General features: G+C 51.7%; 19 protein-coding genes and 1 tRNA gene. 13 read left to right on the plus strand and 7 right to left on the minus strand.

Features of this window, described 5'->3' with window-relative positions:
• The first annotated feature begins 85 nt into the window (after positions 1-85).
• From P8N76_09785 to P8N76_09820, 8 genes are all read left to right on the plus strand, one after another.
• On the plus strand, positions 86-838 hold the full coding sequence (locus P8N76_09785; protein ID MDG2381953.1) for an SDR family oxidoreductase: 753 nt from the start codon (positions 86-88) through the stop codon (positions 836-838).
• A 113-nt stretch (positions 839-951) separates the two neighbouring features.
• Positions 952-1,317, plus strand: coding sequence for a hypothetical protein (locus tag P8N76_09790; GenBank protein MDG2381954.1), 366 nt, complete (start codon positions 952-954; stop codon positions 1,315-1,317).
• A complete protein-coding gene (locus P8N76_09795; GenBank protein MDG2381955.1) occupies positions 1,301-2,902 on the plus strand; it encodes a 4-hydroxyphenylacetate 3-hydroxylase N-terminal domain-containing protein in 1,602 nt (533 codons plus the stop codon). The genes P8N76_09790 and P8N76_09795 overlap by 17 nt, the downstream gene beginning before the upstream one ends.
• Positions 2,899-3,405, plus strand: a complete 507-nt coding sequence (locus tag P8N76_09800) for a hypothetical protein (protein ID MDG2381956.1) — start codon at positions 2,899-2,901, stop codon at positions 3,403-3,405. The genes P8N76_09795 and P8N76_09800 overlap by 4 nt, the downstream gene beginning before the upstream one ends.
• Positions 3,406-3,465: 60 nt before the next feature.
• Positions 3,466-4,932, plus strand: a complete 1,467-nt coding sequence (locus tag P8N76_09805) for a sodium/proline symporter (protein ID MDG2381957.1) — start codon at positions 3,466-3,468, stop codon at positions 4,930-4,932.
• A 7-nt stretch (positions 4,933-4,939) separates the two neighbouring features.
• Entirely contained in the window at positions 4,940-5,800 is an 861-nt protein-coding gene (locus P8N76_09810; GenBank protein ID MDG2381958.1) for a hypothetical protein, read from the plus strand.
• Between the two features lie 9 nt (positions 5,801-5,809).
• Entirely contained in the window at positions 5,810-6,871 is a 1,062-nt protein-coding gene (locus tag P8N76_09815; GenBank protein ID MDG2381959.1) for a ThiF family adenylyltransferase, read from the plus strand.
• Positions 6,849-7,898, plus strand: coding sequence for an alpha/beta hydrolase family protein (locus P8N76_09820; GenBank protein ID MDG2381960.1), 1,050 nt, complete (start codon positions 6,849-6,851; stop codon positions 7,896-7,898). The genes P8N76_09815 and P8N76_09820 overlap by 23 nt, the downstream gene beginning before the upstream one ends.
• 65 nt (positions 7,899-7,963) lie before the next feature.
• Here P8N76_09820 and P8N76_09825 read toward each other — a convergent pair whose 3' ends face one another.
• Both P8N76_09825 and P8N76_09830 read right to left on the minus strand, forming a co-directional pair.
• Complete coding sequence (locus P8N76_09825) at positions 7,964-8,857, minus strand: aminotransferase class IV (GenBank protein MDG2381961.1); 894 nt, start codon at positions 8,855-8,857, stop codon at positions 7,964-7,966.
• A gap of 19 nt (positions 8,858-8,876) precedes the next feature.
• A complete protein-coding gene (locus P8N76_09830; protein ID MDG2381962.1) occupies positions 8,877-9,596 on the minus strand; it encodes a hypothetical protein in 720 nt (239 codons plus the stop codon).
• A gap of 1,508 nt (positions 9,597-11,104) precedes the next feature.
• Here P8N76_09830 and P8N76_09835 point away from each other — a divergent pair.
• A complete protein-coding gene (locus P8N76_09835) occupies positions 11,105-11,614 on the plus strand; it encodes a PH domain-containing protein (GenBank protein MDG2381963.1) in 510 nt (169 codons plus the stop codon).
• Between the two features lie 46 nt (positions 11,615-11,660).
• Here the strand turns inward: P8N76_09835 and P8N76_09840 are convergent, their stop codons facing one another.
• The gene (locus tag P8N76_09840) at positions 11,661-12,278 is read right to left on the minus strand and encodes a pyroglutamyl-peptidase I (GenBank protein ID MDG2381964.1); all 618 of its coding nucleotides are present in this window, start codon (positions 12,276-12,278) and stop codon (positions 11,661-11,663) included.
• A gap of 252 nt (positions 12,279-12,530) precedes the next feature.
• On the opposite strand from P8N76_09840, the gene P8N76_09845 reads away from it, so the two are divergent.
• Positions 12,531-13,385: a leucine-rich repeat domain-containing protein gene (locus P8N76_09845; GenBank protein MDG2381965.1), complete on the plus strand. Its 855-nt coding sequence runs from the start codon at positions 12,531-12,533 to the stop codon at positions 13,383-13,385.
• A 24-nt stretch (positions 13,386-13,409) separates the two neighbouring features.
• Here P8N76_09845 and P8N76_09850 read toward each other — a convergent pair whose 3' ends face one another.
• Together P8N76_09850 and P8N76_09855 are read right to left on the minus strand one after the other, a co-directional pair.
• A complete protein-coding gene (locus P8N76_09850) occupies positions 13,410-14,372 on the minus strand; it encodes an aldo/keto reductase (protein MDG2381966.1) in 963 nt (320 codons plus the stop codon).
• Between the two features lie 19 nt (positions 14,373-14,391).
• Positions 14,392-15,882: a hypothetical protein gene (locus P8N76_09855; protein MDG2381967.1), complete on the minus strand. Its 1,491-nt coding sequence runs from the start codon at positions 15,880-15,882 to the stop codon at positions 14,392-14,394.
• Positions 15,883-16,124: 242 nt separating this feature from the next.
• On the opposite strand from P8N76_09855, the gene P8N76_09860 reads away from it, so the two are divergent.
• The gene (locus tag P8N76_09860) at positions 16,125-16,940 is read left to right on the plus strand and encodes a hypothetical protein (protein MDG2381968.1); all 816 of its coding nucleotides are present in this window, start codon (positions 16,125-16,127) and stop codon (positions 16,938-16,940) included.
• Between the two features lie 712 nt (positions 16,941-17,652).
• Here the strand turns inward: P8N76_09860 and P8N76_09865 are convergent.
• Together P8N76_09865 and csrA are read right to left on the minus strand one after the other, a co-directional pair.
• A tRNA-Glu gene (locus P8N76_09865) sits at positions 17,653-17,725 on the minus strand.
• A gap of 177 nt (positions 17,726-17,902) precedes the next feature.
• Complete coding sequence (gene csrA / locus P8N76_09870; GenBank protein MDG2381969.1) at positions 17,903-18,106, minus strand: carbon storage regulator CsrA; 204 nt, start codon at positions 18,104-18,106, stop codon at positions 17,903-17,905.
• Positions 18,107-19,007: 901 nt separating this feature from the next.
• Here csrA and P8N76_09875 point away from each other — a divergent pair.
• Both P8N76_09875 and P8N76_09880 read left to right on the plus strand, forming a co-directional pair.
• Positions 19,008-19,535: a 4Fe-4S binding protein gene (locus tag P8N76_09875; GenBank protein MDG2381970.1), complete on the plus strand. Its 528-nt coding sequence runs from the start codon at positions 19,008-19,010 to the stop codon at positions 19,533-19,535.
• 80 nt (positions 19,536-19,615) lie between these two features.
• Positions 19,616-20,080 (plus strand): DUF2203 domain-containing protein, encoded by a 465-nt coding sequence (locus P8N76_09880; protein ID MDG2381971.1) that lies wholly within the window; start codon positions 19,616-19,618, stop codon positions 20,078-20,080.
• Positions 20,081-20,104 lie beyond the last annotated feature (24 nt).

Raw genomic sequence — 20,104 nt, forward strand, 5'->3', positions numbered from 1 at the left:
TTCCTGGATTTTCCGGAGTTCTTGGATTTTCCGGGATTCTCACCAGACCAGCACTCTTGCATCGCATTCGGGGTGTTTATCGAAGATGACAGCAATCGATCTATCCGACAAAACGGCCTTAATTACCGGAGCCAGTCAGGGATTGGGGGCGACCACCGCCCGTGTTCTCCATGCGGCCGGTGGCAACGTGATTGTGAATTACTGGGCCGATCCAGAAGGGATTAATCAGGATCGAGCCAACCGACTCGTTGCCGAATTGGGCAAGCGGGCGATGGCCATGGAAGCGGACGTTCGTGACCAGGAGGCCGTTCAGCGGATGTTTGCCGCAGCGATTCAAAAATTTGGATCGCTCGAAATGGTTGTCAATAACGCAGGGATTATCCGGGATCGCACCGTTGCGAAAATGTCTGCCGAAGAGTGGCAGCAGGTGATTGATACGAACTTGACCGGCGTATTTCTGGTTTCACAGCAAGCAGGCATTTTTCTTGCTGACGGTGGCCGGATCGTAAATCTTGCTTCGATTTCTGCCGTGGTTGGTGGTTTTGGTCAGGCGAATTATGCGGCGGCAAAGGCCGGTGTAATTGGTTTGACGCGAGTTCTGAGTCGCGAATTGGCTCGTCGGCAAATCAATGTCAACGCTGTGGCTCCCGGTGTTGTTTTGACAGAGATGGGCCAGTCCATTCCGGATAAGTCGCTGGACCAAATGAAGTTGCAAGTGCCCTTGGGACGATTTGGTGAGCCGGAAGAAATTGCCAATGTGATCTTGTTTCTTTGCAGTGATCTTTCCACTTATCTCACCGGTCAAACGCTGCACGTAAATGGTGGATGGTGGGGCTAGTCAGGCCTGTTTTTACGACAGGCGAACGTCTGCTATGCTGACGTAAGAATGGATGGATCGCTTTCCACTACGTCTCCTTTTGACGCACAAGTTTCTGTGGAGCTGGATGGGTCATGAATCGTGTTGTTCTTTGTTGGGGGCCGCCACTTTTATTTTGCTTGCTGTTACTCGTCTCCCCTTTCGCTTCCGGACAGAAGCAGTGGATGTCACCATCTTCGGCTGGTGTAGCGTCGGAACGCCTGGAGCGTGTTTGCGAATTGCGAGATCGTCAAGTCGAGCAAGGTCAGTTGGGTGGAGTCGGCACCGCAGTTGCTCGAGCTGGAAGGTGGGTGCGGCTTGCCGCTGGGATGCATGTCGATATGGATCAGTGGCCATTGCTGCCGAAGGAGACAAGCAATCAGCGAATCGAGGGTTGGGGATGTGAATGGACGAGCGCCGGTTTGAGGAAAGGTGAGGTGTGCAATGCCTGCTGGAAATGAATCGTGCTCTGATGATCGAATCGAGACCGGAGCTGACTATCTCGAGAGTCTGCGCGGACGCGGTCTCAAAGTGTACTTGTTTGGTGAATTGGTTGCGGAACCAATCGATCACCCGATGATACGTCCGTCGGTCAATGCTGTTGCCGAAACTTATGATCTGGCGAATCGGGATCCGGAGCTTGGGACCACCGTCTCACCGTTAACGGGTGAGCGAATTAACCGTTTTTTGCATGTCGCTGGGAGTCGTGAAGACTTGGTGATGCAAAATAAAATGCAACGCAAACTCGGCCAACTGACGGGTACCTGTTTTCAACGTTGTGTGGGGATGGACGCCATTAATTCGTTGTACTCGGTGACGTACGAAATTGACGAACAGCATGACACCGAATATCACGCGAGGTTTGTGCGCTTCTTGACCATGTTGCATCGCTCGAATTACGTGGTTGGTGGGGCGATGACTGATGTGAAAGGAGACCGAAGTAAACCACCCCATCAGCAAGATGATCCGGATATGTACGTGCGAGTTGTACGTCGCACAGAGCAGGGTGTCTACATTCGGGGTGCGAAGGCCCATCAAACTGGTTGTCTAAATTCCCATTGGTTATTGGTGATGCCGACACTGAGGTTGGGAGAGCAGGATCGAGATTACGCGATTGTGGGTGCGATTCCCGTTGAAGCTGAGGGGATTACCTACATCTATGGACGCCAGTCCTGCGACACACGCAGCATGGACGGTGAAATAGACGTTGGTAACTCGCGCTTTGCGGGTCAGGAAGCGATGGTCATTTTTGACGATGTGTTTATTCCCTATGATCGCGTCTTCATGGACGGGGAATATGAATTTGCTGCGATGCTGGTAGAACGTTTTACCTGCTATCACCGTCGTAGTTATGTCTGCAAAAGTGGCGTTGGCGATGTGATGATTGGTGCTGCCGCAACCATTGCAGATTACAACGGCGTTGCCCGGAAGTCGCATATTCGCGAAAAGCTGGTCGAGATGACGCATTTGAACGAAACGATTTTCGCGACAGGAATCGCATCCAGTTGGCAGGCGCACCAAACCGCCAGTGGTTGTTTTTTGAACGATGACATGTTGGCGAACGTTTGCAAGCATCATGTAACCAAGATGCCCTTCGAAATTGGACGACTTGCTCAAGATTTGGCCGGTGGGCTCGTGGCGACTTTGCCGTCAGAGCATGATTGGAATAGTTCGGAAACGGGGCCCTTGTTAGAGAAGTACTTGCAGGGGCGAGCCGAAGTGGCCACGGAAGATCGGATTCGCATTCTGCGTTTAATCGAGAACATGACGCTGGGGCGAAATGCCGTTGGATATCTGACAGAATCCATGCACGGAGCCGGTTCTCCTCAGGCTCAAAGGATCCAAATTGCCCGGCAAATGCAGTTGGAATTCAAGCAGCAATTGGCCAAAATTCTGGCCGGCATCGACAAGCCAGCTCGCGACACGGTCGTTGAGGAAATGACGGGTTATTTCGCACGCGTGTTTGAGCCCGTGCTGGCAGCCGACACGGAACTCAACAACCCAGCCGATCAGCCGCCAACCATGACGCAGGGTGACAACGGATGAAGACACCCCATTTTTTATTGGTGATGTTATTACTGATGTGGGGGGTGTTGGCGATGGCTGCCATGCAAAGCGGTCCTGAGCATGCTGCCAAGCCTCATCCGGTCTACGGCATCTCCGAGTCGAACCCGGCTGCCGTTTCGATGAATGCAGGGGGGGCTCCTTATACAGGCCCGTGGGCCTGGTTGTTTGGGTGTTTGACGATTTTGGTCCTGACGGGATTTCTTTGGTTGGCGACAGATCGCATTCCTTCACCCGGTTTGCTGCGAATCTTGATTGCAGGCAGTTCGTGCTTGTTTCTTGCCGTGTTTTCTGTGGTGTGTTGGTTGGATCAGAAGTATGCGGGAGGAGTCGCGCCCTTGTTGGGCGGTTTTCCGGAACCGACGCAGTGGATGCTCACGGGTGTTTGGTTTACCCCCATGACGTTCATGTTGATTTATGTGTTGGGGTATCGCCGCTGGTTTGCCTCGGTCGACACTGATGCCAAGGGGGCAGAGTCCTCCTAGTCTCGTACAGGTGATTGTGCGAGCTTCTAACCGTTGTTCGAATTGATTGGCCCCACTCTCATGGAAGCATATCGTTCACAGATCATTTTGGGCTGCGTGGCCGCCTATTTTGTTCTTTGTATATTTGTTGGGCTCTGGGCCATGCGTCGCACGCATTCGTCTCGCGACTTTTTTATGGCTGGACGGACTCTGGGCTTTGTCGTTACCGCCGTCGCGATGTTCTCAAGCACGATGAGCGGTTTTGGATTTGTTGGTGGCCCCGGTTTGGTTTACCAAATGGGGGTAAGTTCAATTTGGATCGTGGTGACGGCATCGGTGGGTTACTGTGTGAGCTTCTATTTGCTTGCCAAACCGCTTCGTGAAATGGCCATCGCACAAGACTCGATATCGTTGCCGGATATTGTGACACACCGTTATCAAAGTCGTTCGGTTGGATTATTGACTGCGATCGCGATTCTGCTTGGTGTACTTGGCTATCTGGCGACTCAAATCATTGCAATGGCGACGGTCTTACAGAGCTTGTTGGTTTCGATGGGTGGGTTCGAAGCAGTACCGATTAGTGTTTGTGCTGCATTTTCGACCTCGTTGCTGGTCTTCTATTGTGTGACCGGGGGCATTATTGCTTCGGTTTACACCGACCTCGTGCAGGGGGGGGTTATGATGGTGGCATCCGTCTTGGTTTTCGTTGCTGCGGTCATGGCGGTCGATGGTGGGATTTCCGGCATGTCTCAGACGATTATGAATGACGATCCGGCAGCAATGAGTCCCTGGGGGACGCGGGGGGCTTTTGGCTGTCTGTCGTGGTATTTTGTGTTTGCTCTGGGCGCCTGCGGGCAGCCACACGTAATTACGAAATTAATGATGACGCGAAATGCCAAGACAGCTCGTATGACTCTGCCAGTTTCAATGTTCGGATACATCGTCACGGCTTTGTTATGGATAAGTATTGGTTTAGCGATGCGAGCGTTGGTGCTGCAGGGCGCCTATCCTTCGCTCTCGACGCCCGATGCTGCCGCGCCAGAGTTCTTGCAGCGATATACCCATCCGATTTTGGCCGGGATCGTCTTTGCGGGGCTGTTTGCGGCTATCATGAGCACTGCAGACGCGTTTTTGAACATTGGTGCGGCCGCACTTGTTCACGACATTCCCAAGTCGTTGCGGTTCAAACCGTCACCCGATACGGAGCTGTTGCGCGCTCGCTGGGCCACAATTGGGATTGCCGTTGTGGCAACCGTTTTCGGTTTGTACACCGGTGACTTAGTTGCCTTACTGGGAGCTTTTGGTTGGGGCACATTTGCCGCCGCGCTCGTGCCGACAGTAGCGATTGGTATTAGTTGGAAGCGGGCAACGGCCGGAGCCGCCTGCACGGCGATCTTGGCGAGCCTGTTGGTGAATTTTAGCCTCAAGGCATTCGAGATCCCCGTTCCGTTAAATCTTGATACGGGAGCTATCGCATTGATGGTCTCTTTGACATTGTTTTTGGCGATCTCCTTGTTTTCCAAACCAAACAAACATTCATTGGATTAGAAATTCTTTGCACACGCTTACACCCGAACAATTCTCTGTCTACTTTGGGCTCACGACGGATTCGTTGACGGAAGTCTATCTTCGGCCGACGATTGCAGAGTCCATGGATTTTGATCCGACCAAGATCGAAATGCGTGGTCCGTTTTGTGCTGTCGCCAAAACATTGAAAACGACGACGGTTTTCCGTCGGTTTGATCGTCAAGGTCTCTGGCAGGCACGGCTGGTTGACCCGTGTTTTTGGAGTCCTGATTATCCGGCCTACTATCGCATTCGCATTGAGCAGGCCGGTCAAACGACGGAGCTAATCTGTGGGATTCGTCGGTTTGGTGCCAAGAATGGTCAGTTTTGGCTGGAGGGGAAACGGTGGGTCTTGCGGGCCACTACGCTAACGCACGTGCTGGATCTTCCCTTGCAGAGCTGGCGAGAAGCTCGTTTGGCGATTTTCGCAGACGATCCGCCTTCGAATCTGCTGGAACAGGCAACGGAACAGGGCTTAATGTTGATGCTTGATTTAGAGCAGGACAATTGGTCAGCACGATTGCCGCAGGTCGCCAAGTCGCCGTCGGTTGCGATCGTGGTCGTCCCATTTGATGCATCGCTGGAACGTTGCCGAGAGTTGGCCCCCAATCTGTTAATTGCCAAGCGATTGCCGGACGACAAATTCGCGTCAGGATTGGATCAAGTGGACGTCTTGCTATGTGACTTGGGCCAGTTGGAAGGCAGGACTCAACTGAATTGTCGGGAGAAGCCGGTGGTTGGCTATCGCGGCTCACCCGGCTTGATTGACTTAGTTGCTGCTCGGGCTGCCTGTGATGCATTGCAGCGTGATTTGGCGCCCGGATTTGATTTGAGTGGATATGTCGTCTGAGGGTTGAACATGAATGACAAATCGCCCCGAGAAGATTCACGCGATGCTTTGTCGCGATATGTCAGGCAGTCTTTATTTGCTCCACTCGGGACAGAAGGTCAGGCTCGGCTGGCCGCCTCAACTGCGCTCGTTTGCGGATGTGGGGCTCTCGGTTCGGTGATTGCCAACACGTTAGCTCGTGCTGGCGTGGGGCACCTGAGGATTGTGGATCGTGATTTCTTAGAACTCAATAACTTGCAGCGGCAAGTGCTATATGACGAGCAGGATGTCGCGTCGGGATTGCCAAAAGCGATTGCCGCAAAACGTCGACTTGAACAGATCAATTCGCAAATCGTCGTCGAAGCGGTTGTTGAGGATATTGATTATCGAAATATCAATAAACTCATTGAAGGCGTTGACGTCATTCTGGACGGCACTGATAACTTCGAAACACGATTCTTATTGAATGATGTTGCGGTAAGCTCTGGGATCCCTTGGGTCTATGGGGGCTGTATTGGTGCCGAGGGGCAGACAATGACCATCGTTCCCGGGCAGACCGGCTGTTTGCGTTGTCTGATGAAAGAGACTCCGCCGCCTGGAACGACGCCAACTTGCGATACCGCGGGTATCCTTGGACCGATCATCAATGTGATTGCCTCTTTTGAAGCCTGTGAAGCAATCAAGATCATGTCGGGCCATACTGAAGCGATTAGCCGTTCACTCAATGTGTTTGACATGTGGGATAACCGCTCGCGACAAGTGAAGCTTGAATCTCTGCGCGAATCGGCTGACTGTCCGACTTGCAATCATCATCAGTTTCCCTGGTTAACAGGGGAACGTGGTGGGCAATCCGCCGTTTTATGTGGTCGGAACGCCGTCCAGTTGACGTTTGAGCGAGGTAAAAAATTGTCACTTGAACAGCTGGCTAAGAAACTTGAGAGCGTGGGAAAGGTGACGCTGAATTCATTTTTGTTGCGATTTGAGGTTGATGATTATCGACTCACTCTCTTTCCCGATGGTCGCGCTATTGTTGGCGGAACAGAGGACGTCGCGGAGGCAAAGACCATCTATGCAAAGTACATCGGTAATTAGTCAACAAACGGTGGCGATTATTGCTTATCGGGTGGCTTTTGCTTTAAGCATCATTCGTTTCTCTGGGGATGCTGCTGCGGAAGACGTCTCGAGTGGTCAGCCAAGGGAAGCACCGGGTAAGGTCCGCTTTGTGCCATCGGAAAACGAAGTAAATGTCGCTCCAATCTTCCGGCTTGAGCAACACATATTTGAATACCAATTGACACCGGTCAGAAGACGTTGGTTGCAGCTTGTGCAGGAACAAACCGTGCGGTTTCCGTCTCCACGCGCGACTGCGTTTCAATGTAACAACACGGTCCACTGTGAATATTTTTTGCGGAAAGGCAAGAAGCCCGCTCCGGGGGTTGTTGTCTTGCATATTCTCGGTGGTGACTTTGAACTATCGCGGACGATTTGTCGAACGCTGGCGTTGAATGGTATTGGAGCGTTATTCGTTAAAATGCCCTACTACGGTCCACGTCGGTCGCCTGGGAAAGACGTGCGGATGATTTCCGCCGACTTGAGGCAGACCACAGAAGCGATGCAGCAAGCTGTGCTCGATATTCGCCGAGCGACGGCCTGGCTTGGGAGTCGCCCCGAGATCGCCCAAGGCCGTTTGGGAATTACCGGCATTAGCTTGGGAGGTGTCGTCGCCGCACTGGTAGGCTCTGCTGAGCCCCAACTCACCAACGCTTGCCTTGTCTTGGCAGGTGGGGATTTGGAGAAAATTATTCGAGAATCGGACGAGTTGAGGAATGTACGAAAACAATGGGACGATCAGTCAATCGACGAAGGCGAAATTGCAGCTCGGCTGCAAACAGTCGATCCCCTTACCTACGCCAAACAACTGAAACAGCGACACTTGCTCATGTTGAACGCACGAAAGGATAAGGTGATTCCACCTGCATGCAGTCAAGCTTTATGGGAGGCTGCCGGCAAACCTGAAATAGAATGGTGGAATGCCGATCATTACTCCGCGGCATGGTATTTACCGCGTGGGCTCGCGCGTATGATTGATTTTTTTCACAGGTCCCACGAGTCGGAGTAATGTGTTGGGCTTCTCGATGAGCCGTTCGACGAACGGCTAGCAATCACCTGTTTTCAATCGAATTCTTAAAGCGATTGGCAGCCGATGGCAACTTCTGAGTCGAATAGGGAGATCAATTGAGACAGTGTGACAAGATCACCGTTACCAATCGATCGGTTGTCAAGAGATAGCACTGGAACGAGTTCTCCCATTGTGCCCGTGCAAAACATTTCATCGGCTTCGAGAAGCTCTTGGGGAGCAATGTCCCGGGTCTCAGCGGCGATACCATTTCGTTGGCAGAGATCCAATACAGTGGCTCGAGTTATGCCTTCCGGACAAGCATCGCAAGTCGAGGTGAGTACGACTGCATTCTTGACGATGAAAATGTGGGTGGCATTCGTTTCGGCTAAAAAACCACGAGTGTCTAGCATCAGGGCATCGTCAGCGTTCGCCGCATTCGCCTCCAGCTTTGCCAGAATCGAAGTCAATTGGTTGCACGAATGGATTCGCTGATCCAAAACGTCCGGTGCCGGACGGCGGTGTATGGCCGTCATTAAGTGCAAACCGGAACGATCGTAAACGGGCGGTTTGTGTTCCGCCAGAATGAATAGCGAGCAGCCTTGGGTGTTGATGCGCGGGTCCAGGCCTGATGTGTATTTGATGCCGCGACTCAGCGTAAGTCGAATGTGCACATTGGTGCTCATCTGATTAGCCGCCAGAGTACGACGTAACTGTTCGGTGATTTGCTCGTCGCTCGGAATGCCTTGGTATTCAAGCATTTCAGCTGACTTGCGGAGCCGATTCAAATGTTCTTTCAGCTTGAAAATTCCCCGATCATACAAACGAAGACCTTCCCAAACGGCGTCTCCATTTTGAACGGCTGAGTCAAATGGGCTGACACCTGCTTCGTCTCGATGGCTCAGCTTTCCGTTGATGTTGACGATCAGATTGTCGTTGAGCGTGTTGAATTGCTGTAGCATTTTGATTGGATGAGTGAGTTTATTGAGGTGTCATGCAAAATGGTTCAATTTGAGAGTGAATCTCTTGGCATTCGGCCAGCAGTTTCTGAAAACAATCAGGTAGTCGTTCATTTTTGACTCGGTGTTTTCCAAATTCGCTCGATTTGTAGGCGTTAGCATACCAATGCTTTCCCCAGATACCGTCACTTTCTCGCGCCCCGGTCGGCCAGTTGAGCATTTTGGGCATAAACTCAATTGAAAATGATTCACAAATGGCCGGAAGCATTTGTTGAGGAGAATTAAGCAGGTCTCGTGCACGTAGCACAACGGGAGTCGTTTTAGATTCCTGTTGGATGAGTTGAAACAATTCAAGTTGCTGTGGTAAGCCCGTTTCGAGAAGTGTGACATTCGGAAGGATCTTGATCAATGAGAGCAACATTTCCTCCGGGTCGCGGAGAAGAAAGCCATGTTGAAAATCAGAGCCAACTAGCCAGGTGCGATCGATATGATCCAGTAGATGATGAGACATTTGTTTCTGGTAGAAGACCGATGTTCCTGTGGGGAGAGGATTAGTCAGCTGTTCAACAACGATGCGCCAATTTATTTCGTGCTGTCTACAAATCAGTTTTTTGTCCGGGTGATCGTATCCGGTGTGCTCTAAGTAGTGGGCGTAGAACGGTTCGTCGCAGACGATTGTGTCGGAACGGTTTTCAAAAGATCGCATGAGAGCGGTCGAGATATTCCGCGGACCAGACCACATTGCAATGCGGGTTTTTCGATTAGCTTGCATTGACTCTCATCCAGTTAGAAGCATTTGCGAGCCAGCGGTTCGTGTCGACGGTAGATTGAGATAGCCTGAATTTTGCAGGATCGACGGCTGATGGCAAGAGCGTCGTGATGGACTGTCAACCTAGGCGATCACTCAAGAAATGAGTTGAGAGGCGTTTGTGAGGCGAAGCTCCCTGATTCATCAATGAATCTTTGGCCCTCAGGCGTCGATCGGACGATTCTTTCGATTTGAGACTTTTCAGCATTCGACAGTTCACTCTGCCACGCCTGCGAGGCCGAAATCGCGTCGCGGCTCACACTGTAGTAACCCTTGTTGGCGGTGTGCGAAGATTTTTGAACAAATTGTTCTGTTTGATCATTCCAATTAAGTTGCAAATTTTGGAACAGCCTCTTCGCGGAAGACGTCGGGCTTTTGCAGAAAGAGTCGTAAGAAAGAAAGATCGCTTTTGAGGAATCACTCAACTCTCGCCAAGCTTTTGAGTTGAGAATAGTCCAATACCAGGCTAAGCGTTCGATTCTTGAACTCTCAGCCAATGTCTGCAGCGATAAGCCAAGTTCCCGACCGATACTCGTCTGTTGCAGTGTGGAAAAAATCCCCATGTCGTTGGACATATTAACGGTTGACGAGAATTTTTTGGTCTTCTCTCCGCGGCGCACAGAGGCAATAAATCCGCACGGATGACGAACGAGATGCACGATTCGCTTAATACTCGGCGACTGATTAAGCAGGCCTAATCGCCCGACTGATTCGATTGATTTCCAGCAAATTTTGAAATCCAGCGGAGCTCTCAGCTGGCTGCGGCCAACAGGAATCCCGAGACGTTCTTCGATTAGGTGGATCGGAAATCGACATCGGAAGTGGTAGGTCGGCCAGCCGGCCTTCCTGAAAATCGGCCGTTTTGAACAGTGCCGTAACAAAGCTTGCTTTTCGATGTTGCGGACGTACTCGTTGCTGTATTGGTACCAGAAGATATTGTCATCCGAGTCAGTACAGAACGGTACGCATGGAATGCGTTTCCAAGAATCGGGTTCGTGGATGTAGAGAACTTTCGGTGATGAGTCGACTACTTTAGCTAGCCAAGTGGTCCCTGATCGCGGAAGACCTGCGACGAGTATCTGCTCCTTGTTCGGCATTCTGAAATTCTCGTCTGTTGTTTCTCACAATCAACGCTGTCAGTTAATAGTGTTCTTCCCAGAAACGGCAATTTCATCCTTACTTTTGCGTTTGTTATCGGATTTGGGCAATGTTATCTCCTAAAAATCCTTCTCATGTGAATTCTTGATGCGATCGTTTGCTCCAAGGTGGCCGAAAACGGTTCGGATTCCACGACTTGCTCTGTCAAAGCGTTGTTGGCAGACCGGTTGTTTGCTACAGTTGCCTCTTCGTGGAGGCACGGTTTTTGGTCGATTCTGCCAAAAGAACGTGATTATTGGGCCGTACGGGTTGGAGAAATAGGCGGTTTTCGCCGGAGTGAGTCGATGAAACAGGCGATTGCGGGGCTGACTCCGCCAACGATTAAAGAGGCTACCGTGATGACCGTTTGGCCTTCGGTGGCAGCGATGTCCTTGGGCCCGTTTCCGGTTGGAATATGGCTGGGTAACCTCTATGCCATCAAATTCGGATTTTACGTTTTTACCGTTGGTAATTTCATTTGCCTGCTCTCGATCCCGTTGGCTCTTGTTCTCTATATGAAACGTATCGGCCCGTTTGTTGGCACGCGCTATCGCTTAACCAACCAACGGGTTGTGGTTGAGCGGGGCCTTGGTGCGAAGGAAGAGAAAGCCATTTCACTGGATCAATTTGACGCTATCGATCTCGTCGTTAGTCCCGGCCAGGCATGGTATGACGCGGGTGATTTAGTGTTTCGGCAGGGCAAAGTGGAAAAATTTATGCTCGAAGGCGTTTCTCGCCCCGAAGCTTTTCGCAATGTCTGTTGGAAGGCACACATGGGCTACGTGGGTGTCAAAAAAGCGCTCCAGCATCAATGATCCTCCCAGGCGCCGTAAAGTGGTGTCGGGGGCCGTCAGGCCGTTCTTAACTGGCCTCTGCGTGGCTTTGAGCCGCTAAATATTCAAGTACGAGTCGAATTGCTTGAGCACACAGGGACGCTGGCATGGAAGCAATCTCATTGGGGTGCTCGGCAGCTTGAGTTACATCGAGCGGCAGGTGCAGAAAGATTGCCTGAGTCTTCAACTGTTTAGTCGCAATGATGTGGTGCGAATAGTAAAGTGCTGCATTACAGAGGTAGGTTCCGGCGTGGGTTGATACCCTCGAGGGGATCCCGGCCTGATTGAGCAATCTACAAAGTTCCTCAGCAGGAAGCTGACTGCGGTAGGCCATTGGACCATCTTCCGTCACCGGTGCGCAGCCGTTTTGCGTTCCGCTGCGTTGGGTCGCTTGATTCAAACCGATCGTTTCCAGTTGAATGCTGCAGCTTCCCGGCGATTGGCCCAGATGGAGGATGTAATCGAAGCCAAGTTGTAGGTCTTTTCTTAGTTGTTGCTGCATCGGCTCGTAGTCCACCGGATACCTGCGGGTCGTCAAATGCGGGCGCTCAGGTAGGTTTTTTGTCAGCTCGACCAAGGTCAACCAGCTGGAATTCGCTTTCCAGCTGTCGTACGATTCGAATGCTGTTACAAGCACTTGGCTCATTTTTTTGATCACTAGGAAGGGGGCGCTGGAAGGCAGTACGCAGTGAATTTAGCTTGCTTTACCTTGGTTAGGCAAGTTGTGGGTATTGCCAACGCAGCTATTTTTACGGTAAATCCTACTAGTTTGTGTCGCTACCGACGATGGAAAAGCAAAATGTGACGGCTTGGCTTTTGAAATTCGGCTCCGTCTGAATTAAATTAGGCGGTTCCGCCGGCCTGCCCGCTTTCATGAGAATTCACTGAGGAAATTTCGATGCGCAGAATGACCCTAATCCTTGTTGCTCTCATCCCTTTTACCTTTTCTCCCGCTCTCTGCGCTGACGAGGGAGACGCTGAAAGCATTTTTCCCGACAAGAACTTAGAGACTGTGGTTCGTAAGTACGTGTTCGAGAAACGGAACAATGATGAGCCGTTGACCGAAAAGGACGTTGAGAAAATATCGACCATTGAGGGGAAGGGCAAAGGAATTCAAAATCTTGCGGGGCTCGAGAAATGTTACAGCCTTGCCTTGCTTGACTTGGAAAATAACGATGTCACTGACCTTGGACCCATGAAGGAGTTGACCAACCTGCAATCGGTCAATCTTGCGAAGAATAAGATTTCGGATCTGGGGCCGTTAAGTGAACTCATTAAATTGCAATATCTGCAACTGGCCGACAATCAGATCAATGATTTGCAACCCTTGGAGAAGATGCAAAACATGCGTTCCCTCTACCTGTCGAATAATGAAATCAGTGATATTGGAACACTGGCAAAGTTGCCCAAGATCTGGTCTTTGTATTTGGATGGCAACCAAGTCGAAGATTTAATGCCGATTTCCAAATTGTCGTGGCTCAGTTCGTGCGATGTTCGTGGTAATGGGATTGATGATCTTTCTGCGCTGGCTGGATTAACGGAATTGAAATACGTGTTCTTGGATAGCAATGAGATTTCCAATCTTGGTGTCTTGGTTGAAATGGCATCAAAGGATGCTGAAGGTGACCAGCGGTTTGCTTCGTTTTGGCAAATTTATTTAGCTGATAATCCACTCTCAGATGCCGCCAAGTCAGAACAGATCAAGAAGCTCAAGTCGTTGGGGGCGAAAGTTTCGTTGGAACCCGTGCCCTAGCTCACTTCTCGCCATGGAGGACAGCTAAATCGCAGAGATGGCCAGAGGTAAACCTCGGCTTTGCAAGGCGGCTTGAATTTTTGCTCGCTGGCCTGGGGTCAACACCCAGTTCATCGCTTCTGCCGTTTCTTCGATTTGGTAGCCACGTTTTGCGCCGCACAACGCTGCCGTGATTCCCACTTGGTGAATGGTCCAATTGACGACAAGCTGGGCGACTGTCTTTCCGGCCGAGTCTGCAATCGTTCGCAATTGGTCGAGCAGATCGTGATTCTTCTGCCATTCTGTGCCTTGAAAAGCCGAGTACTTTTGTCGACCGTCACCTGCACGAAACGGATGGCTGCGAGTCAACCTCCCGGCCAGCAGTCCCTTCATGAGTGGCCAATAAGGAATGACCGAGATTTGATTCTGCTGGCACCAAGGTATGAGTTCAGCTTCGATACCTCTCAGCAGCATGTTGTAAGGAGGTTGTACCGCTGAAAGTGGACAAATTGCATGGAATCGTTTTGTTTGTTCGACCGAAAGGTTCGATACTCCCACGGCGCGAACACAACCTTGTTCCACGAGTTGGCTGAAAGCGATGGCCGATTCTTCGATCGGAGTCGATGGGTCCGGCGCGTGGAGATAGTACAAATCCAGGTAGTTGGTTCCGAGTCGTTTGAGGCTTGCGCTGCATTCGTATTGAATTCGGTCGGGCGATGCATCGAGTTGGCGCTCGCTTCCTTGCCAGTGAATTCCGCCTTTACTTGCGACAACGACTTCTTGTCGACAGCTCGCGATGACACGTCCCAGCAGACGCTCGCTTTCGCCATCGCTTCCATAACAGTAGGCCGTGTCAAAAAAGTTGACGCCGCAGTCTAACGCAGCTTGAATCGTCTTTATGCTGTCCGATTCGTTGACATCCAGACTGGTCATGCCTGCGATGGGCCAACATCCCAAAGCGACGGGACTGACATAAACAGAGGTGCGGCCTAACTGTCGTCGTTCCATGACCCCCCCCCTCGAGCGGTTATTTAGGCGAAGGGGGCACAAGTGAGCCTGGCACGCTAGGAATCGACTGGCCAGGGATTGGCTGCGAAAGCGGACTGGTGCCGAACTGAGTGGCGCCCCGGCGTGCGGTCGGATTGGGACCGAACGTAGTGGGCAAAGGTCGTGGTGCAAGATCGTCCGGAATTCCCGCCGATGGAGCAACGTAGGGTTGCGTCGCATCAGCGCCCGAGCGGGGGAGAGAGACACCATGTCGAAAGCGAGGAACCGATGGGAAAAGTCTGGCTGGCCAAGCTGTCTTGGCTGGCCAAGTCGTCGGTAATCCCACTCGCGCGGTTCCAACGCCGGTCGTGGGGTTCGAGGGTGAGATGCCTGCGAACCCACTTCCCGATGCATGTGGGATGGGCAATCCGCCGATGCCTGTCGTGGGCGCACCGGCGATCGGTAGGTTGGGCGAGAGGCCGTATCCGGTCATTGGCAGGCCGGTGGTGGGAGGTCCGGTCATCGGCAGGCCGGTGGTGGGAGGTCCGGTTATCGGCAGGCCGGTGGTGGGAGCAGCCCTTGTCGGCAGGCCTGTTGTTGGCATCGGGGGGGCAATCAGAGGAAAGCTCGAGCCACGCCAGCCGGCTCTGGTACCGACCTGTTTGGGGGTGTCCTCGCTCGAATCTTTTTGCTGATTCCGCCTTGAATTAGGTTGGGAGCCGTCTTCCAGCGACGGTGACCGGGGCTGGCCAGATTGAGCGTTAGGCTCGTCCGAAGCGGAGGTTTGTTGGTTCTGTTGGCTCAACCATTCAGGCGAGTTACCGTTTGCTCTCGTTTTCTCGGAGCTGGAATTGTTGTGTTGATTCTCTCTAGCTGGCCTATTCACGGCCGACATTTTTTCTCGGTTGGATTGCAATCTGGGGCGGTCGCCAATAGTGTTGGCAGCTTTATCTTTTTCTTGACGGACTTCCATCTGCCAGTCCTGGGTGCCCTCCTGATCGTTGATGGAATTCGCTTGGCTCGTTCCCTTTTTTTCGTCCTCCAAGTGTTTAACGTCGAGATCAAGATAATCGCGAATTTCTTCTGGTTTCTCGTTGATACGTGACGATTGGTAATCCGGGTCGAGCTTACGCGCTGCGACGTAGTCGTCTAAGGCCAAGCCGTCCTGGCCTAACTTTTTGTAGGCGGTGCGGCGACCGTAACGAGCGTGGAAATTATCGAGCGTTTCGACAGATGCCGTAAATGCCACGATCGCATCGTCAAGGGCTTGTCGATTGGCATGAAGGTCGCGAGGCGATTCGGCGTCGACCGCAAGTGCCAGGTAGCATTGTCCGATTAGCGTGTAGGCAGCGGATTTTTCTTCCGGCGTTGTGGCTTGGTTTAAAGCTAAATTAGCCACCTGAATTGCCTGATCGACTTTGTCGTAAGAAAGTAGATGATTCGCCTCGTCAATCGGAGCGCGATCGACTTTGCCGCAACCGCCCGACAAAATAATTGCCAACGCCAGACTGAGTAGAGCAGATGGTTGCATTCTTTGTTGCATCTTGACCCGTTCTTGCTTGAGCCGTTTCGGAGATTGCCTTCGCGGAGGACATCCCTCGCTTGCCGGTTTAATCCTACCTTATTCCGAAAATCCGGTACACTTGCTGGCCGGATGGAAGATCGGTGGGGATGGCACTTACTACGGAATATAGGACCCCGGGTTCTCTCGTTTCAGCCCGAAGCGGATCAGTTTTGTTATAAGCTTGACACCTTTTTGAGCGGATATCGGTAATGGACCCATATCGAGAGTTGCAGGAGGCCAGAAACCGTGAGAGTCGTGACGGTTGGGCACGATTTGCCGGCCATCGAGCCGAAGTTACCCGTCGGATCGAAGCGGCAGCCACGGATCAAAAAGCAAGTCTATGTTTGTTGGGTGCGGGAAATGCAAATGATATCGATCTGCAGACATTGATCCGTCAGTATTCGAGAATTGAACTTGTCGATCTTGATAGCACTGCCCTGCAAGGGGGGGTGCAACGCCAAGACTTGTCTCCTTCACGCCAACTGACTCTGTGCGAAGTCGATGTGACTGGTGGACTGGCGCGATTAGATCTTGGATCGCGTGATCAATGGACGGACGTCGTGCAGCAAACGCCGGAATGGACTCCAGAACGCTTTAGCGTCGTCGTTTCGGTTTGTTTGTTATCTCAATTGGTCGAATCGATGGTGATGCTTCTGGGGGCGACCTGCGTCGAGCTGCCGGATGCGGTGATCGATTTGAGACGTCAGCACTTACGTTGTTTGGCATCGCTCCTGAAGCCCGGCGGTAGGGGGATTTTGATAACTGATTTCGTTTCCAATCAAACCTGTCCTGAACTGGCAGAACTCGACAGTTTGATGCTCGCCCAAGCAGCAAAGAAATGGATCGAACAGAACAATTTCTTTATGGGAACGAACCCTTTTGCCATCCGACGACAAATTGAAAACGAATTGAGGGACTGTATCGATGCGGCTCAGATTCAGATTGATCGTCCCTGGAAATGGGATCTTGGACCACGGGTCTATGCGGTTTCTGCGGTGAGCTTCCGAAAGCAGGCAACAGCATGAGCCGGGCCGTATCATCCAATTTGCTTACGCTTTTTAATCGGCTTGTCAGCCGCTGCTCGACGACCTGTCAGGAACGGTTTCGTCCGGTGTGGATCACTGATGCCGGAAGTCCAGAATTCAATTCTCACGATGGGAAGATTTGTGCGGTTCGTTTTTCTGTTAGCGGAAAATGCACGAGCCTTGTTGACGCTTCTTAGCGATCGTTGTTCCCGGTCTGCAACCAGCAGCTCATTGCAACAGGAAAACAAAACGCCATGACCTGTTGGAATTCAATTCAAGTTGCACAAATCTATCAAGGTAGAAAATCAGGAAGCAACATACGCATTGCAATTCACATTTGAGATAACGCTCAACGCTGGAATCGGCAGGAGCGGTTGAAACGACTAGATCGCGTTGTTAAGGCATGGTTAGACGGCGAATCAGAATTGCAGATAGGTTACCTCGGGATGCGAGAATGCATCTATGAACTCATCGATCGTAACACATTGCGAGAACGGCTTCTCTAGGCAAACATGGCAGCGAGCCTCTCAGTTGAGTAAAGCCAATCAAAGGGGAGCGCGGCTCAGAGCCGTCAACGACGTTCGTCCATCAAGGAAGTCCGCCCTTTTCAAGCCAATGCCAAAAAGCGACGCCAGTCCTGCCGAGAATAGGCAAGCAACAGTGAAAAAAGGCATTGAAAACACCGTCGAACACGGTAGTTACCAATGCCTGATGACCCCTACGGGACTCGAACCCGTGTTGCCGGCGTGAAAGGCCGGAGTCCTAGACCGCTAGACGAAGGGGCCGTTTTCAACAGATGGCGACTTTAACGGCTTCGGCAGACGTTCGTCAAGGCTAAACGACAGACTGAACGAACTGAGTTTTGCTCAGATTGCCGAATCGTCTGCACAGATTAGCAGCACGAGAGCATCGTAGAGCATGAGAGATGAAAGAGAAGAGTGGCACCGATGGATATCAGGCGATCATTCGGCTGCGTCGGCTTCGTTTGACGTTTCTTCCATCTCGCTGCGTTTGATGGCATCGTAAACTTCTCGTCGATGCACAGGCACTTCTTTCGGAGCTTCGACTCCAAGTCGAACCTTGTCACCGCGGATTTCCACTACCACGACGGTGATGTCATTGTTGATGACGATGCTCTCATTTTTTTTTCGGGACAAAACCAACATTTTCCATTCCTTCGCTGTAAGTACTGTGCCTTCCCGTGACTGGCGACGTCAAACCATGATTTTTTGGGTAGTCTCTAACGAGACAACATCTTCCTGCCAAAACCTCACGTAATGCTTTGGTTTGCGTCACATCCTGTCTTTCACTCTACGTGCCGATCTGCTTGAGTCAAGAAAACCGATCTCGTGAATTTGTCGAATGCCAAAAAAGTTTGACCTTATGGCATAGAATTCGTAGCGTCTGCGACGGTTGTCGATCCCCCTTCATGAGGGGTGTGCGGAGGGCTGCCCATCTTTCTAGTCTGCTTGAAGTCATTTTTCCGCTGGGAGTTATCGCATTTTTTGTCCGCCTGGTGATTTGTCCGGAGAGGTTTGGCTTTAATCGTTTGTTTGCTGGCAAATTTCCGTAGACACTTTTGTCGGTGGCTGGTTCTGGTTTCAACGATGAAGTTGACTTTGATGGTAAAAATTGGTTGACGATTCGGGGCGATTGAGTGCTTCCGCTTTCGCGGGGCAGCTCTGCGAAGGTTTTTTTGTGTCCGCGTTTTGTTCATTCTGATCGGGATGTTCTCTCATTTGCATTTCCCGGGCCGGAGTTCTTGGTGCTGCGGCAGCGGGTGGAGCGCGAATAGAAGCAATAGGGGCGGTGCCGAGGGAAAGAATGGCTCCAAATCACAACCTCGAGAGTCCATTGGGGAGAGCGATCGCGGTCTTGTCGAAAGAGTAAAGCGATGATGCATGACGCGGGAGTCACTCAAGCCGTTGATCATCGGTTGCGGAGAAAAGGCACCCGCATATAATTCAAGGGTTGGCTGCCACCGCCATTTTGCTGTGGTACGAGAATGATTCAGGAAAAACGGGCGTTCTGACGAGAGGAACGTCTCTTGACGAAAAAAATACAAGCATGCTCAATTGGTTTCGAAATGTGGTGCAGGCCGTCGTCACGGTCGCCCAAGGGCTTTACGTTACTCTGCGGTACTGGCTGAAAACTTACCGCGCTGATCGTGGAACCTTTACAGAGCAATTTGAGTATCCGGAAAAGCCCGTGCCGGTTTCAGCCCGTTACCGGGGGTTTCATCGATTTGACTTGACTACTTGCATTGCCTGCGATCAATGCGCCAAGGTTTGCCCGGTCGATTGTATTTACATCGGCAAAGAACGCGTTGAAGGCGCAAAAGGCTTTCGGGTAACGGGTTACGCGATTGACTATTCGAAATGTATGTTTTGCGCGCTGTGTGTTGAGCCCTGTCCGGTAGACTGTATCTTTATGGGAGCGACGCATGACCTGAGCTGTTACAGCCGCGACGGTTGCATCGTTGACTTTTCGCGATTGCCCGTCGACGTGGCTTGGGGACGGTCAACTCTCAATCCGACGGCGGTTGCCCAATCGAAGGTGATCGCAGAGCCAGTGCACGGTGGGCCTAACCAGTGAGTAATAGTTCCAATCAGGGAGTCGTTGATTAGGAGTTTCCTTCACTAACGGTCGATTATTTGGGGACAAGGTCGAGTTGAATGAGCGAAGTAAGTCAGAAATCGACAAAGCGGTTCACCGTTGAGCAAGCGAACAATATGCTGCCGCTGGTGCGAGCTATCGCGTCAGATTTGGTCGCACTGTCGAATGAAGTGATCGATCGTCGGCATCGTTTGGATGACTTGTTGGACGGTCGGGATCGCGATTCTGGCGACGTTTATACCGACGAGTTGGCTGAGGTGGAGAAAGATCTGGAACGCGATATCCACAAGCTGCAAGATTTTGTCGACGAGTTACGGGAACTGGGTGTCGAACCGAAAGGTCCGGAAGGCCTGGTCGATTTTCCTGCGGAGCTCGATGGTAGGCAGGTCTATCTCTGCTGGAAACTGGGGGAGTCGGAAGTGCTCCATTGGCATGAAATCGATGCCGGTTTTGAGGAACGGCAGCTGCTCACCGCCGAAAGCAGCACGGCTGGAGATTTCCTTAGCAGTGAGGCTTTGGACTAAGCTCTCAACTCTTCTCTCGTTTGG

This window comes from Pirellulaceae bacterium (genome assembly GCA_029243025.1).
Lineage (GTDB): Bacteria > Planctomycetota > Planctomycetia > Pirellulales > Pirellulaceae.

Coding starts and splice junctions, on each gene's coding strand:
- P8N76_09785 (MDG2381953.1), top strand. CDS start 86: ATGACAGCAATCGATCTATCCGACAAAACGGCCTTAATTACCGGAGCC.
- P8N76_09790 (MDG2381954.1), top strand. CDS start 952: ATGAATCGTGTTGTTCTTTGTTGGGGGCCGCCACTTTTATTTTGCTTG.
- P8N76_09795 (MDG2381955.1), top strand. CDS start 1,301: ATGCCTGCTGGAAATGAATCGTGCTCTGATGATCGAATCGAGACCGGA.
- P8N76_09800 (MDG2381956.1), top strand. CDS start 2,899: ATGAAGACACCCCATTTTTTATTGGTGATGTTATTACTGATGTGGGGG.
- P8N76_09805 (MDG2381957.1), top strand. CDS start 3,466: ATGGAAGCATATCGTTCACAGATCATTTTGGGCTGCGTGGCCGCCTAT.
- P8N76_09815 (MDG2381959.1), top strand. CDS start 5,810: ATGAATGACAAATCGCCCCGAGAAGATTCACGCGATGCTTTGTCGCGA.
- P8N76_09820 (MDG2381960.1), top strand. CDS start 6,849: ATGCAAAGTACATCGGTAATTAGTCAACAAACGGTGGCGATTATTGCT.
- P8N76_09825 (MDG2381961.1), bottom strand. CDS start 8,857: ATGCTACAGCAATTCAACACGCTCAACGACAATCTGATCGTCAACATC.
- P8N76_09830 (MDG2381962.1), bottom strand. CDS start 9,596: ATGTGGTCTGGTCCGCGGAATATCTCGACCGCTCTCATGCGATCTTTT.
- P8N76_09835 (MDG2381963.1), top strand. CDS start 11,105: ATGAAACAGGCGATTGCGGGGCTGACTCCGCCAACGATTAAAGAGGCT.
- P8N76_09840 (MDG2381964.1), bottom strand. CDS start 12,278: ATGAGCCAAGTGCTTGTAACAGCATTCGAATCGTACGACAGCTGGAAA.
- P8N76_09845 (MDG2381965.1), top strand. CDS start 12,531: ATGCGCAGAATGACCCTAATCCTTGTTGCTCTCATCCCTTTTACCTTT.
- P8N76_09850 (MDG2381966.1), bottom strand. CDS start 14,372: ATGGAACGACGACAGTTAGGCCGCACCTCTGTTTATGTCAGTCCCGTC.
- P8N76_09855 (MDG2381967.1), bottom strand. CDS start 15,882: ATGCAACCATCTGCTCTACTCAGTCTGGCGTTGGCAATTATTTTGTCG.
- P8N76_09860 (MDG2381968.1), top strand. CDS start 16,125: ATGGACCCATATCGAGAGTTGCAGGAGGCCAGAAACCGTGAGAGTCGT.
- csrA (MDG2381969.1), bottom strand. CDS start 18,106: ATGTTGGTTTTGTCCCGAAAAAAAAATGAGAGCATCGTCATCAACAAT.
- P8N76_09875 (MDG2381970.1), top strand. CDS start 19,008: ATGCTCAATTGGTTTCGAAATGTGGTGCAGGCCGTCGTCACGGTCGCC.
- P8N76_09880 (MDG2381971.1), top strand. CDS start 19,616: ATGAGCGAAGTAAGTCAGAAATCGACAAAGCGGTTCACCGTTGAGCAA.